Annotated in this window: 9 protein-coding genes; 8 read left to right on the forward strand and 1 reads right to left on the reverse strand. The window is 69.8% G+C overall.

Annotated elements, in window-relative coordinates:
• The first annotated feature begins 10 nt into the window (after window positions 1–10).
• Both cydD and cydC read left to right on the forward strand, forming a co-directional pair.
• Window positions 11–1,699, forward strand: a complete 1,689-nt coding sequence (gene cydD, locus VH571_RS04180) for a thiol reductant ABC exporter subunit CydD (RefSeq protein WP_423263477.1) — start codon at window positions 11–13, stop codon at window positions 1,697–1,699.
• The gene (gene cydC / locus VH571_RS04185; protein ID WP_423263478.1) at window positions 1,696–3,387 is read left to right on the forward strand and encodes a thiol reductant ABC exporter subunit CydC; all 1,692 of its coding nucleotides are present in this window, start codon (window positions 1,696–1,698) and stop codon (window positions 3,385–3,387) included. Before cydD ends, cydC begins: the two co-directional genes overlap by 4 nt.
• A 292-nt stretch (window positions 3,388–3,679) precedes the next feature.
• On the opposite strand, the gene VH571_RS04190 is transcribed toward cydC, so the two are convergent.
• Window positions 3,680–4,414, reverse strand: a complete 735-nt coding sequence (locus VH571_RS04190) for an aminotransferase class IV (protein ID WP_423263479.1) — start codon at window positions 4,412–4,414, stop codon at window positions 3,680–3,682.
• A 12-nt stretch (window positions 4,415–4,426) separates the two neighbouring features.
• On the opposite strand from VH571_RS04190, the gene VH571_RS04195 reads away from it, so the two are divergent.
• From VH571_RS04195 to holA, 6 genes are all read left to right on the forward strand, one after another.
• A complete protein-coding gene (locus tag VH571_RS04195; RefSeq protein ID WP_423263480.1) occupies window positions 4,427–5,806 on the forward strand; it encodes an anthranilate synthase component I family protein in 1,380 nt (459 codons plus the stop codon).
• Between the two features lie 115 nt (window positions 5,807–5,921).
• Window positions 5,922–8,462: a leucine--tRNA ligase gene (gene leuS / locus VH571_RS04200; RefSeq protein WP_423263760.1), complete on the forward strand. Its 2,541-nt coding sequence runs from the start codon at window positions 5,922–5,924 to the stop codon at window positions 8,460–8,462.
• A gap of 229 nt (window positions 8,463–8,691) precedes the next feature.
• Window positions 8,692–9,378, forward strand: a complete 687-nt coding sequence (locus VH571_RS04205; protein WP_423263481.1) for a helix-hairpin-helix domain-containing protein — start codon at window positions 8,692–8,694, stop codon at window positions 9,376–9,378.
• Window positions 9,379–9,469: 91 nt separating this feature from the next.
• Entirely contained in the window at window positions 9,470–10,348 is an 879-nt protein-coding gene (locus VH571_RS04210) for an NAD-dependent epimerase/dehydratase family protein (RefSeq protein ID WP_423263482.1), read from the forward strand.
• A gap of 175 nt (window positions 10,349–10,523) precedes the next feature.
• Window positions 10,524–12,983 carry a ComEC/Rec2 family competence protein gene (locus tag VH571_RS04215; protein ID WP_423263483.1) on the forward strand — a complete coding sequence of 820 codons (2,460 nt, stop codon included), beginning with the start codon at window positions 10,524–10,526 and terminating at the stop codon, window positions 12,981–12,983.
• The gene (gene holA, locus VH571_RS04220) at window positions 12,899–13,924 is read left to right on the forward strand and encodes a DNA polymerase III subunit delta (protein ID WP_423263484.1); all 1,026 of its coding nucleotides are present in this window, start codon (window positions 12,899–12,901) and stop codon (window positions 13,922–13,924) included. Before VH571_RS04215 ends, holA begins: the two co-directional genes overlap by 85 nt.
• Window positions 13,925–14,137: the final 213 nt, after the last annotated feature.

Genomic DNA, 14,137 nt, shown 5'->3' on the forward strand with positions numbered 1-14,137 from the left:
CGGTCGCACCGTGAAGCCCCTCGATCCGCGACTGCTGCGCTACGCGTCGTCCGTCCGCTCGTTTCTGGTAGCGGGTGCGGCCCTCGGCGTGGTGCAGACGGCCGCGACCGTCGCCATCGCCTGGTTCGTCTCGCAGGCGGTCGTCGCGGTCGTCGAGGGGCGTTCGGGTGAGCTGCCGCCGCTTCTCCTCGGGCTCGGGGCGACCCTCGTCGTTCGTTCGGCGCTGCTGTGGGGGCTGGAGGCCCTGTCTGCGCGAACGGCCGTTCGCGTCAAGAGCCAGCTGCGGTCGCGACTCGTGGCGGCGATCGCAGGTCAGGGTCGCGCGTGGGTGGCCGCTCACGGTTCGGCCCGCCTCGCCACCCTGGTGGGGCCCGGTCTCGACGCACTCGACGAGTATTTCGCCAAATATCTGCCGCAGCTGATCCTGACGGCTCTGGCGACCCCGCTGTTCGTGGTCGTCCTCTTCACCCAGGACGCCCTCACCGGCATCATCGTCGTCGTGACGCTGCCGTTGATCCCGGTCTTCATGATCCTGATCGGCTGGACGACCCGCTCCGCCCAGGCCCGCCAGTGGGAGCGCCTGGCCGGCCTCGCCACAGCGTTCCTCGACGCGGTCGGGGGCCTCTCGACACTGAAGGTCTTCGGACGCGACCGGAGACAGGTGCGACGGATCGGCGCCATCACCGACGAGTACCGCTCCGAGACGATGAAGGTCTTGCGGGTGTCGTTCCTCTCCGGGTTCGCCCTCGAGATGGCCGCCTCGCTGTCGGTCGCTCTCGTCGCGGTCGCCATCGGGCTCCGGCTCGTCTCCGGGTCGATCGAGCTGCCGGTCGGCCTGTTCCTGCTGCTCCTCACCCCCGAGGCCTATCTGCCGCTGCGCCAGGTCGGGGCGAACTACCACTCTGCCGCCGATGGTGTGGCCGCTGCCGACGAGGTGTTCGGGGTGCTCGACCAGCAGGTCGGTGCGGCTCCGGCGAGAGCTTCGGGCGGCTCCGCGGATCCTTCGTCTTCTGAATCGGTCGGGCACGCCGACGTGTTAGAGGTACGGGCGCTCAGCGTGGCCTTCGACGGGCGGCGCGTCTTCGACCCGGTCGATCTCGACCTTCCGGTCGGTCTCGTGACGTCGATCTCAGGATCCAGCGGGGTCGGCAAGTCGACACTGCTCGCCGCCCTCCTCGGAACAGCGCCGCACGAGGGCTCGGTGCACTGGCAGACGGCCGACCGTGCACCGCTCGCGACCGACATCGCGTGGTCGGGTCAGCGTCCGGCGCTGGCGGCCGGCACGATCGCCTCGAACGTCGCGCTCGGCGACCGCGTCGACCTTCTCGCGGTCAGAGAAGCTCTTGCAACCGCCGGGGTGGGCGACATCGAGCCCGAATCGCTCCTCGGGGCCGGCGGAACAGGACTCTCGGGCGGCCAGTCCCAGCGGGTCGCGCTCGCTCGAGCCATCTATCGGGTGCGCCGCCGCGGGTGCCGGTTGCTGCTCGTCGACGAACCGACATCGGCCCTCGACGCCGACTCCGAGGCCGTGCTCGTCACCGGGCTGCGGGCCATTGCCGCGACCGGCGTGGCCGTGCTCGTCGTGACACACCGCCCCGCGGTCGCCGAGGCCGCCGATGTGGCCCTCACGCTGACGCCCTCGGGCCTCGTCGCCGGTGCCAAGTCTGTCTCTCCGTCTGCTCGGGAGGTGTCGGCATGATGGATTCGATCCTCCGGATCGCGCAGCCACCCCTTCGCCGGAGCTGGCCCGGGCTCGCCGCCGGTGTGCTGAGCGCGCTGAGCGGTGTGGCGCTTCTCGCGATGAGCGCCTACCTCATCACGCGGGCCGCGGAGCAGCCGCCGATTCTCTATCTGTCGATCGCCATCGTGTCGGTGCGGCTCTTCGCGCTGACTCGAGCGGTCTTCCGCTACCTCGAGCGAGTGGCGAGCCACGACGCCGCGTTCCGCCAACTCGCCGTGGTGCGGACGGGCCTCTACCGGCGACTCGTGCGAATCGCCCCCGCCGGTCTCGGCCGGACGGATCGCGGTGATCTGCTCAGCCGGGTCGTGAGCGACGTCGACGCGCTGCAAGATCTACCGTTGCGGGTCGTGCAGCCCCTCGTCATCTCGGGTGTCTCGGCGCTCGCGGCTGTCATCGCGGTGTTCATCTTCGCATCGCGGGCGGGGCTCGTGCTGCTCGTCGGCCTCCTCGTGGCGTTCGTCGTGGGTTGCCTTCTCGCCTCCTGGCTGGCGCGAACGTCGGAGCTGGATCTGGCCGAGCGTCGCGGTGCCCTGTCGGCGGCTGTGCTCGACACCGTCCAGAACCTCGATGTCTTGATCGCGTTCGGGGCGATCGACGATCAACTCGATCGGGTCGACGCCCTGGACGCCGATCTTCGCAGTGCGTCGTTGCGACGGGCTTCGAGCGCGGGCATCGTCGCCGGGCTGATCGCCCTCGTCTCGGGTGCCACGGTGTTGTTCACGATCCTCGCCGCCGCGCCCTCGCTGGGCCACGGTCTCACCGGCCCGGAATTCGCTCTCGTCGCGCTCGTGCCGCTGGCCGTCTTCGAGGTCGTCGGAGCCGTGCCCGTCGCCGTGCTCGCCTGGCGGAAGGTCGCCGCAAGCGCCAGCCGGGTCGACGAGGCCGCCCCGTCGAGCTCCCCGGTCGGTGTGGTGATCGACGACGAGCCCGACGACGCTCCCGCCGGCGTGGCCCTGGAGCTCGGGCCCGTGGGATCGCCGGCGCTGGCGCTTGCGGGAGTGGGGGCGGCCTGGCCTGAACCCGACGGCGGTGCGTCGTCGTCGCCGGCTCTCTCCGACGTCACTCTCGAGGTGGCGGTGGGTGGTCGCGTGCTCATCGAGGGTCCGAGCGGCGCCGGTAAGACCACGCTCGCGCAGGTGCTGGTGCGCTTTCTCGACCACTCGGGCTCGTACCGGATCGGGGGAGTGGCCGACGCCGAACTCCGCCCCGCTGACGCGCGTGCGACCGTCGGGCTCATCGAGCAGACGCCCTACCTCTTCGACGAGAACGTCCGGCAGAATCTCCTGTTCGCGCGCGACACGGCAACCGACGACGAGCTCACCGCGGTGCTCGAGCGGGTGGGGCTAGGCGAGTGGCTTCGAGAGCGCGGCGGGTTGACGGCGCGACTCGGCGAACGGGGCGAACTGGTCTCGGGCGGTCAGGCCCAACGGATCTCCCTGGCCAGGGCCTTGCTCCGCGGTTTCCCGATCCTGGTGCTCGACGAGCCCGCGGCGGGGGTCGACCCCGCTGTCGCCGACGAGCTCCTGCGCGACCTGCTGACAGCCGCGGCTGCCGACGGCACCACGGTGATCCTGATCTCGCACGTGCCGGTGGCGGCGTCTCTCGTGACGCGGCGGGTGCGGTTGGCTGGCGGTCGCTTGGCGTAGTGGCGCCGATCGGGAGTGCAGGGCCGCGGGCTTCGAGTGCCGCCATATGCAGGCCCGACCGGTGCCTGAGCGGCATTTGGCGGCACTCGGCACCTGAACCTGAGCTGGCACCGCGAGCCCCCTGCCGCGAGTGTCGCCGAATGCTGCCCCGAGCGCGTGCAGCGCGGCATTTGGTGGCACTCGGCGACTGAACCTGACCGGGCACGGCGAGCCACCTGCCGCGAGTGTCGCCGAATGCCGGCCCGAGGGCGCGCCGCACGGCATTCAGCGGCACTCGGCACCGCGCGGCCGGCTAAGCCACCGGGCGCCTGAGCGCGTCCAGCCGGGCACGCCACGCCCGCAGCCGCCCGGGCTGAGCGGCCAGCGCCGGGCCGCCCACCCACTTCGTCGCGATTCGAGGCCCGTGCAGCGACGCGAGCGACCACACCTCGTGGCCCTCCAGGTCGGAGGGCTCGACCAGCTCGGGAACGATCTCGACCCCGAGTGCTGTCGCCAGGGTCACCAGGGCGCTCTCGGTGATGCTCGGCAGGCGTGGGAGCGACTCGTCGACGATGCAGAGGGAGTCGCCGCGCCACCAGACGATCGACGAGTAGTTGCCTTCGACGACCAGCCCGTCGGGGGAGAGGATCACCGCCTCGTCCGCTCCAACGCGGGACGCTGCCGACCGGAGCGCGTCTAAGCGTGCGAGGTCAGGCCCCTTCACGAGCGGCGTCGTGCGCGGGTCGCCGGACGCGGTCGCGAGCACGAGCGACTCCGACCCGGTGGGCGCCGGGCGCGGTGACACCTCGAAGGTCGGTGTCGAGCTCCCCTCCGGCAGGGCCCACGAGATGCGCGGAAACCAGCGACCGTCCGACGGCACAGCGGCGACCGAGGCATCCCAGAACGAACCCGCCTCTTCGGCGAGATCGGCATCGTGCTCGGCCACGGACGTGACGAACCGCGACCGGTGGGCTGCGGCGGCAAGAATCCGCCCCCCGTCGACGAGGAACGAGTCGACCACCAGAGTTCGCGCCGCGCCGGGTTTCATACAATCAACCCTATGCGGCAGTTGCTTCCCGGCTGGATCGCCGCCGAGACGGTGGTCAGGCGGTTCGGCGACTCCGGCGACGTCGTGTGGCTCGACGCCGGAGCCGCGAGCGACCTGGCGGGTGGCCTGCCTCTGGCCGGACATCCGACGACGACACTGGTCGGCTGGGGAGACCGCAGGATCCTCGCCCACGCCTCTACACAGGGTGCCATCGCGGGCGCCCTCCGCGATCTCGACACCGCCCTCGCCGCGGGGGCCAGCGGAGCGGAAGCGCCCCTCGGCTGGTGGGGCCTCGTCGGCTACGGTGTGGCGGCCGAAGTGTTGGCGCCGGGAGACCCGGCGTGGGCGGCGGCCCTCGCCGACGACGCCCACCCCGATCTCGCGCTGCTCGAAGTCGATCGGGCCCTCGTCTTCGACCACGTGCGGGGCACCGTCGAGCTGGTGACCCGGGGCGATCACGCCGACTGGGTCGAAGCGCTGATCGGCTGGTGGAATGGTGGCCCGGTGGCGGCAGCCCCGGATCCTGCGCTCGGGTCTGTCGACACGGCTCGACCCGCTGACCCGGTGTGGCACGACGACGCCGCCGGGTACGTCGCGCTGGTGGACCGCTGTCGGGCTGCGATTCACGAGGGTGATGCGTTCGTGCTCTGCCTAACGACCGCGGTCTCGGTGCCGACCTCGGCGGTCGACCTCGATCTCTATGCACTTCTGCGGCGGCATTCACCGGCACCGCGCGCATCGTTCGTGCGCATCGGCGAACTCGCGTTGATCGGGGCGAGCCCGGAGTCGTTTCTGCAAATCGACACTGACGGGCGAGTGTCGACGTCACCGATCAAGGGGACGAGGATCCGCGACTCCGACCCCGAGGTCGATGCCGAGAGCGCGGCAGAACTCCGGGGCAACACGAAGGAGCGCGCCGAGAACCTCATGATCGTCGACCTGATGCGGAACGACCTCGGACGAGTGTGCGAGCCGGGGTCTGTCGAGGTGCCGGAGCTGTTCGCGGTGCATTCGTACGAGCACGTGCACCAGCTGGTCAGCACGGTCACCGGCCGCGTGCGTCAGGGGCTGAGCGGAGTGGATGTGCTGCGCGCGACGTTCCCGCCCGGATCCATGACCGGCGCGCCGAAGCACAGCTCGGTGGCGCTGCTGCAGTCGTTCGAGGGGCATCCCCGCGGGGTGTATTCGGGCGTCGTGGGCCGGTTCGGCTATGACGGCACGACCGATCTCGCCGTCGTGATCCGCTCGATCGCGCTCGATCTCGCCTCGGGCACCGCGCGCGTCGGCGTCGGGGCCGGCATCACCGAGGGATCGGTGCCGACCGACGAGCTGACCGAGGTGCACGCCAAGGCTGCCCCGCTGCTGCAGGTGCTCGGCGCGGCGAGTCGCTAATCTAGATCGTCGGGTCTGCAAGCGCCCCGCAGCCCTGCCCCCAAGACCTGAATTGAGAATCTCAGTGGCACACGAGCACGACCAGAACAGCGCACCCCACGACGACCAGTTCGGAGTGGGCGGCTACGACTTCGCGAGCCTTCAGACGAAGTGGCAGGCCATCTGGGAGGAACGCCAACCCTTCACGGTCAGCGACGCCGGCGACAAGCGCCCGCGCAAGTACGTGATGGACATGTTCTCGTACCCCTCCGGCGACCTGCATATGGGTCACGCCGAGGCGTTCGCGTTCGGCGACGTGGTCGCCCGCTACTGGTGGCAGCAGGGCTTCCAGGTGCTGCACCCCGTCGGCTGGGATTCCTTCGGGCTCCCCGCCGAGAACGCCGCCATCAAGCGCGGCACCGACCCGCGCGAGTGGACCTACTCGAACATCGACCAGCAGCGCGCCGCCATGAAGGCCTACGGCGTCTCGGTCGACTGGACCCGCGAGATCCACACCTCCGACCCCGAGTACTACAAGTGGAACCAGTGGCTGTTCCTCAAGATGTACGAGAAGGGCCTCGCCTACCGCAAAGACAGCTGGGTCAACTGGGATCCGGTCGACCAGACAGTTCTCGCGAACGAGCAGGTGCTGGCCGACGGCACCTCCGACCGCTCGGGTGCCGTCGTGGTCAAGAAGAAGCTGACCCAGTGGTACTTCAAGATCACCGACTACGCCGACCGTCTGCTCGACGACCTCAACCAGCTCGAGGGCCGCTGGCCGTCGAAAGTCCTGGCCATGCAGCGCAACTGGATCGGCCGCTCGACCGGCGCCGACGTCGACTTCGTCGTCGAGGGTCGCTCCGAGAAGATCACGGTCTTCACGACGCGCCCCGACACCCTGTTCGGCGTGACGTTCATGGTGGTCGCCCCCGAGTCCGACCTCGCCGCCGAGCTCGTGGCGGGCCAAGACGACGCGCAGATTCGCGCGGTGTTCCAGGACTTCCTCACCGAGGTGCAGAAGTCCAGCGAGATCGAGCGGATGACGGCCGACCGCCCGAAGAACGGTGTGTTCCTCGGTCGCTACGCGAAGAACCCGATCACGGGGGAGCGGATCCCGGTCTGGGCCGCCGACTACGTGCTGCCCGACTACGGTCACGGCGCCGTCATGGCCGTGCCCGCGCACGATCAGCGCGACCTCGACTTCGCGCTCAAGTACGACCTGCCGGTTCGGGTGGTCGTCGACGTGAACGCGCCCGTCACCGGTGTGATCCCGGCTCTCGAGCTCGACGAGAACGGTCTGGCGATCCTGCCCGACGACCTCGAGCCGTCCAACCCGGCCGAGACCGGCGAGGCGCTGACCGGCGAGGGCCGCCTGCTCAACTCGGGTGTGTTCACCGGCCTGTCGAAGTCGACCGGAATCAAGAAGATCATCGAGGCGCTCGAGACGTCGGGAGACGGCCGCGCCGCCAAGACGTACCGGCTGCGCGACTGGCTCATCTCGCGCCAGCGCTTCTGGGGCACCCCCATCCCGATCATCCACGGTGCCGACGGCACCGAGGTGCCGGTGCCGTACGACCAGCTCCCCGTCGAGCTGCCGTCCACCGAGGGTCTCGACCTGAAGCCGAAGGGCCAGTCGCCCCTCGGCGCCGCCACCGAGTGGGTCTCCGTGAAAGATCCCCGCGACGGCTCCGACGCCCTCCGAGACCCCGACACGATGGACACCTTCGTCGACTCGTCGTGGTACTACCTGCGCTACCTGAACCCGAACGACCCCGACAAGGCGTTCGACCCGAAGGAGGCCGACAAGTGGGCCCCCGTCGACCAGTACGTCGGTGGAGTCGAGCACGCGATTCTGCACCTGCTCTACGCGCGTTTCATCACCAAGGTCCTGTTCGACCTCGGCTACGTCGGATTCACCGAGCCGTTCAGCGCCCTGCTGAACCAGGGCATGGTGCTGTCGGGCGGCGCGAAGATGTCGAAGTCGAAGGGCGGGGTCAACCTCTCCGACGAACTCGCTCTCCACGGCGTCGACGCGATCCGGCTGACGATGGCCTTTGCTGGCCCGCCCGAAGACGACATCAACTGGGAAGACGTCTCGCCGGCCGGTGCCGCGAAGTTCCTGGCGCGCGCCTACCGTCTCGCTAAAGACGTGACCTCGGCTCCGGACGCCGTGTGGTCCGAGGGCGATCAGAACCTCCGCCGGGTGACACACCGCTTCCTCTCGGAGTCGCCCGGTCTCGTCGAGGCCTTCAAGTTCAACGTCGTCGTCGCGCGACTGATGGAGCTCGTCAACGCGATCCGCAAGGTCGTGGACTCCGGCGCGGGGGCAGCCGACCCGGCTGTCCGCGAGGCCACCGAGACCGTGGCGCTCGCCCTGTCGCTCTTCTCGCCGTTCGTGGCGTCCGAGATGTGGGAGATGCTCGGCTACGACTCCGACGTCGCCACCTACGGCTGGCGCAAGGCCGACCCCACACTCCTGGTCGAGACGAGCATCACCGCGATCATCCAGGTCAACGGCAAAGTGCGCGACCGCATCGAGGTGTCGCCGAAGATCGCCTCCGACGAGCTCGAGAAGCTCGCCCGGGCTTCTGAGGCCGTCATTCGTGCCGTCGGCGACAAGGAGATCGTGAACGTGATCGTCCGTGCGCCGCGCGTAGTGAATATCGCCGTTCGCTGACTGTCGTTGTCTCGGGGCTCGACCCCCGGCCGGCCTCGGTCCTCCGGCGCCGGCCCTCCGCCCCCGGCGGGTGAGTGTCCACGATCTGCTGATTTGGAAGGTCTCCGATCAGCAGATCGTGGACACTCACCTTGTAAACCAGGTCTCCCCAGGAGGGGCTAGGGGCGGGTTGTGTACAGGGTTGGCGGCCACGGGATCTGGAGCACAGGGGCGTCCCTAGCGTCGAGGGATGACCACTGAGCTCCGCACATCTGAGCCCCGCCCACCCGACTTCCGCGAGCCCGGCTCCGCGCCGCGCTGGCGGATCGGCGTCGGTGCGGCGGTCGTCGCAGCCCTCGTCCTCTTCGGAGTGCTCGTGGTCGTGTCGGCACTGAGGTCGGGCGGCGCGGCTCTCTCCGACGTCCCCCTCACATCCGGCTCGACTGCCGCCACGAGCCGCCCCACCGCCTCTGCCTCTGCTTCGGCCGGGCCGACCGTCTTCGTTCACATCCTCGGCCGAGTCCGCAAACCCGGGCTCTACGAGGTAGCCGGCACGGCGCGGGCGGTCGATGTCGTCGCCGCTGCCGGCGGCTTTCAGAACGACGCCGACCAGGCCGCTCTGAACCTCGCCCGCACCGTCACCGACGGCGAGCAGATCGTCGTTCCGCGGGTGGGCGAGTCACCGCCTCCTCTTCCTCCCGTAGGATCCGACAGCTCGGCTTCGGGCACCGGCACCGGCACCGCGCTCGTCGACCTGAATACCGCCGATGAGGCCGCCCTCGAGACCCTCACCGGGGTGGGTCCAGCGACCGCGGCCGCGATAATCGCCTGGCGCGACGAGCACGGCCGCTTCGAGTCGGTCGACGACCTCCTCGACGTCACGGGCATCGGCGAGAAGAAGCTCGAGAAGCTTCGCGACGGGGTGGTGGTGCGGTGACGGCGCTTTCACCCGACCCTGAGTAAGTTCGTCTATGTCGTGTCGCTCGGATTCGATCGAAGTGCCGGATGCCGGTTCGAGGGAGAACACTATGAAGGTCGTAATCACAGGATCCCGCGGCAAAGTCGGTCGGGCCGCGGTCGAGGCGTTCGTAGCCGGCGGTCACGATGTGCTCGGCGTCGATCTGGTGCGGCCGGTGTTCGACGCCGGCGTCACCGTACCGGGGCGCTACATGATGGCCGACCTCACCGACGCCGGCTCCGCGTACGCGGTCGTCGCCGGGGCCGATGTGGTCGTCCACGTCGCGGCAATCCCGCAGCCGACCGGCAACCCGCCGCATGTCGTCTTCCAGACCAACCTCATGTCGACGTTCAACCTGATCGAGGCGGCCGTCCGCTTCGGTGTCACGCGTTTCGTCAACGTGTCGAGCGAGAGTATCGTCGGCAACTTCTTCCCGGAGCGGCCCTTCCTGCCCGACTATGCGCCCGTCGACGAAGACCACCCGCTGTACCCGCAGGATCCTTATGCTCTGTCGAAGTCGTTCGGTGAGCAGCTCATGGATGCTGCAGTGCGCCGCTCCGACATTCGCGCGATCTCGATCCGGCCGAGCACGGTGCACAACGAAGACAACTACGAGGAGAACCTCGGCAAGCAGGTGCGAGACCCCTCGAACCTCAGCGCCAATCTGTGGAGCTACATCGACGTCTACGACCTCGCCGACGCCCTCGTGCTGTCGGCCGAGTCCGACCTTCCGGGCCATGAGGTGTTCTACATCGCCTCTCCCGACAATGCGGGCGGGCACGATTTCGCCGCGCTTCTGCACGAGCACTACGGAGACCAGATCGAGCTGCGACCCCTCGACCGAGTCGACGCCTCCGGTATCTCGACCGCCAAAGCCCGCCGACTCCTCGGCTGGAATCCCACTCGGTCGTGGCGTGACTACCTCGACGAGCAGGGGCACGCGCTCTAAGAATCGCCGACACGGTCTCCCCAGGCCGACCCGACAACGACTTATCCACATAAAGCTCGCGGGCCCGTCGCGGTGGTCGTCACCTTTTCTATTGTCGAGGCATGCCCTCCGCACACGACTGCTCCGCCCGACGTAGCCCACCCTCCGCTGCCCGCGGCTGGAGCAGGGCTGCGCCGTGATCGACGTGCGGTTGGGCGCCCCGGCAGCGCTGGGTTGGGCGGCCCTGGCGGGAGTGCTGCCTCAGCCGGGCGCACTCGGGCCCACTGCAGCGGTCTGCGGGGGAGTCGGGGTCGCCGCGCTCGGATCCTGCGCACTGGTCGCCCGGCGATGGCGTTCGACGCTCGCGTCGGTGTCGCTGGCGCTGCTGGTTGTCGCCCTGCTGGCCGCGATCGCTGCGCTGCAGGCACCCGCCCGTACCCCGGAACGACTGGTCGCTCTAGCGGATAGGTCAGCCACGGTCGAGGTGACCGGGCGTGTCGTCGGAGTGCCCACCGCAGACCGGGTGGCTCTGGCGGTCACCGAGGTGCGCGCACGGGGTGTGCCGGTCGTGTCGGGAGCGAACGTGCCGATGCTCGTGCTGGGGCTGGAGGCCGAGCGCTTACCCGGCGCCGACGACCGCGTGTTACTCACCGGCCGTCTCGGCGTGGCCGACCCGGGCGGCAGCGTCGCCTTTCTGCTTCGACCCGCCGGCGACATCGAGGTCGTGTCGCGCGCCTACGGCGTCCACGCCGTCGCGGCCACCCTGCGGGAGTCGTTCGCTCGCACATCCCACGGCCTCACCGGCGACGGCGGAGACCTGCTGCCGGGCCTCACGATCGGCGACACCTCCCACGTCGACGAAGGCCTCGACGCCGCGATGAAAGCCTCGTCGCTGGCACACCTCACCGCCGTCAGCGGAGCGAACTGCGCCGTGCTCGTCGCGCTGATCCTCGCAATCGGGGCCTTTCTCAGAGGGCCAAGGATCCTGGTGTCGTCACTCGCCATCGTCGTCCTCGCCGGCTTCGTCGTGCTGGTCACCCCCGATCCCAGCGTCGTCCGCGCCGCCGTGATGGCCGTTCTCGCCCTGGTCGCCCAGGCCGTGGGTCGCCCCGTGCGCGGTCTGCCACTCGTCTCGCTCGCCGTCGTAATCCTCCTCATCATCGACCCGTGGTTGGCCCGGTCGTACGCATTCGCGCTCTCCGTTCTCGCGACAGCTGGGCTCGTCGTGCTCACGAGGCCGCTCGTTGCGCTCCTCGCTCGAGTGATGCCCGAGCCGCTGGCCCTTGCGCTCGCAGTGCCGGTTGCCGCACAGGCCGCGGTGCAACCGCTGCTGCTGAGCCTCGACCCGGGCATCGCCGTTCTGGGGGTGCCGGCGAACGTGCTCGCGGATCCTGCGGCACCGCTCGCCACCGTGCTCGGCCTGATGGCCTGCCTGCTGGGGCCGGTGTGGCCGTTCGGCGCGGGCGTCGCTGCCGCGGCCGCATGGGCCCCCGCCTCGTGGATCGCCCTCGTCGCCCGCGGCGCCGCCGCCCTGCCGTCGATGAGGCTGGAGACCGACGGTTCCCTCCTCGCCATCGTGGTCTGTGTCGTAGCGACCGCACTCGCGGGTGTGGCGATTCTGCTGCCGTCGCGCCGCCGGAGCCGGCTCGTCACCACGCTCGTGCTGGCGGGCCTCCTGCTGCCGCTCGGCGCCGTCGCGGTCGGCGGCACACTCGGGCGACGCGCCACCCTGCCTCCCGACTGGCAGATCGCACAGTGCGACGTCGGTCAGGGCGACGCGGTGCTGCTTCGGTCGGCGGAGCGCGTCGCGCTGGTCGACACCGGCGACGACGCCACGCTCCTGCGGTCGTGTCTCGACCTCCTCGCGATCCAGCGGTTGGATCTGCTCGTCCTCACGCACTTCGACGCCGACCACGTCGGGGCCGCCGCATCGCTCACCGGCCGCGTCCAGTCTCTCCTCGTGGGGCCGAGTGGCGGGCCGGTCGATGAGCGCCTGGTCTCGACTCTTCGCCGCGGTGGGGCCACCGTGATCGACGCTCGGCCGAAGGAGTCGCTCGACCTGGGCGATCTGTCGCTCGAGGTGCTCTGGCCACCCGAGAAGACGGAGGCGGGCAACGGGGCCAGTGTGGCCCTGCGGGTGGAGCCCCGGGTCGGGTGTGCCGGATCCTGCCTGTCTGCCGTCCTCCTCGGCGACCTCGACGAGACCGCCCAGCGTCGCCTGCTCGGGCGAGGTCTCGGGGTCGGTCCGGTCGACGTCGTGAAGGTGTCGCATCACGGATCGCGCGACCAGAGCCCCGAGCTGTATCGATCGCTCGGCGCTCGGGTCGCGCTCATCGGGGTCGGAGCCGGCAACACCTACGGGCACCCCGTACCCGCGACGGTTCGCCTTCTCGAGCGAACCGGGGCGAGGGTCGTCCGGTCAGACCGTGACGGGACGGTGGCCCTGACGGGAACCGCCGATGGCCGTATCTCGCTCTGGCAGAGCGGGGCGCGCCCGGCGTCGGCGGGTGCCCCTAGGCTTGACGACGAGCCGAACCCGGTCGGGGCGGCGTGGCTGAGCGAAGGACGAAAATGGCGCGCGCGACGGGCAAGGCCACCACCGCGAAGGCCAAGATCGAGCAGTTGCCGTGGCACGGAATCCGGCCCGCGCGAGTGATCCTCGTCTCGGGGCCCGAGCAGTTCTTGGCCGACCGGTCGATCAGGCAGCTCCGCGACCAGCTCGTGGCCGAAGACCCGCGGCTCGAGATCAATGACATCGAGGCCGACCACTACGCACCGGGGCAGCTGCTCACGGTGGCGAGCCCGTCGTTGTTCGCCGAGCCCCGCCTCATCCGCGTCTCGAACGTCGAGAAATGCACCGATGCCTTTCTGCTCGAAACGCTCGACTACATCGAGAACCCCGCAGACGACACCTATCTCGTGCTGCGACACGGCGGGGGAGTCCGGGGCAAGAAACTACTCGACGCGCTTCGCGGAGGAGCCGGGGGAGCGATCGAAGTCATCTGCCTCGAACTCAAGAAAGACACCGAGAAGCTCGACTTCGCCGCCGCCGAGTTCGCCGCCGAGGGCCGCAGGGTCAGCGCGGGCGCACTCCGGGCCCTCGTGCAGGCCTTCCAAGACGACCTCGCCGAGCTGGCCGCCGCATGCCAACAGCTACTCGCCGACGGCGACGCGCAGATCACCGAGGCCACCGTCGAGAAGTACTACGCGGGCCGGGTCGAGACCACCGCGTTCAAGGTCGCCGACTCGGCGATCGCGGGCCGGCACGGCGAGGCCCTGATCCTGCTCCGTCACGCCCTCGCGTCCGGCCAAGATCCGGTGCCGATCGTGGCCGCGTTCGCCAACAAGCTGCGCACGATGGCGAAGGTGAACGGTAGTCGCGCGTCGTCCGGCGAGCTCGCCTCGCGCTTCGGCATGGCTCCGTGGCAGGTGCAAAAGGCACAGCGCGACGTCAGCTCCTGGTCTGACCAGGGGCTCGGCAACGCCATCGACCTCCTGGCCACGACCGACGCCGCCGTCAAGGGCGCCGAACGCGATCCCGTCTATGCGCTCGAACGGATGGTCAGTGTGATCAGCCGGCGCGGCGACCTGCGCTGAGGCTCCCGCCGATTCGGCGACGGCCGCGGGCTACGTGAGCCTGCCGATCGCCGAGATCGCAGTTGTGGTCGGGTGCACCCGACCACGAGTGCGATCTCGCGGGGCCAGCCTGCCCGGACGCCGGGGCAGGGCCGCGGCCGCGGCGCGAGATGGCCGAATCGACGTCGAAACGCCCCACAGCGGCGTAGATCAGGCCATCTCGCGCGCGACGAG

The organism is Frondihabitans sp. 4ASC-45, assembly GCF_049472575.1.
Lineage (GTDB): Bacteria > Actinomycetota > Actinomycetes > Actinomycetales > Microbacteriaceae > Frondihabitans.

Bases quoted from the DNA above. Each gene is read 5' to 3' on its own strand.
- cydC (WP_423263478.1), top strand. From the start codon at position 1,696: ATGATGGATTCGATCCTCCGGATCGCGCAGCCACCCCTTCGCCGGAGC.
- VH571_RS04195 (WP_423263480.1), top strand. From the start codon at position 4,427: ATGCGGCAGTTGCTTCCCGGCTGGATCGCCGCCGAGACGGTGGTCAGG.
- VH571_RS04205 (WP_423263481.1), top strand. From the start codon at position 8,692: ATGACCACTGAGCTCCGCACATCTGAGCCCCGCCCACCCGACTTCCGC.
- VH571_RS04210 (WP_423263482.1), top strand. From the start codon at position 9,470: ATGAAGGTCGTAATCACAGGATCCCGCGGCAAAGTCGGTCGGGCCGCG.
- holA (WP_423263484.1), top strand. From the start codon at position 12,899: ATGGCGCGCGCGACGGGCAAGGCCACCACCGCGAAGGCCAAGATCGAG.
- VH571_RS04190 (WP_423263479.1), bottom strand. From the start codon at position 4,414: ATGAAACCCGGCGCGGCGCGAACTCTGGTGGTCGACTCGTTCCTCGTC.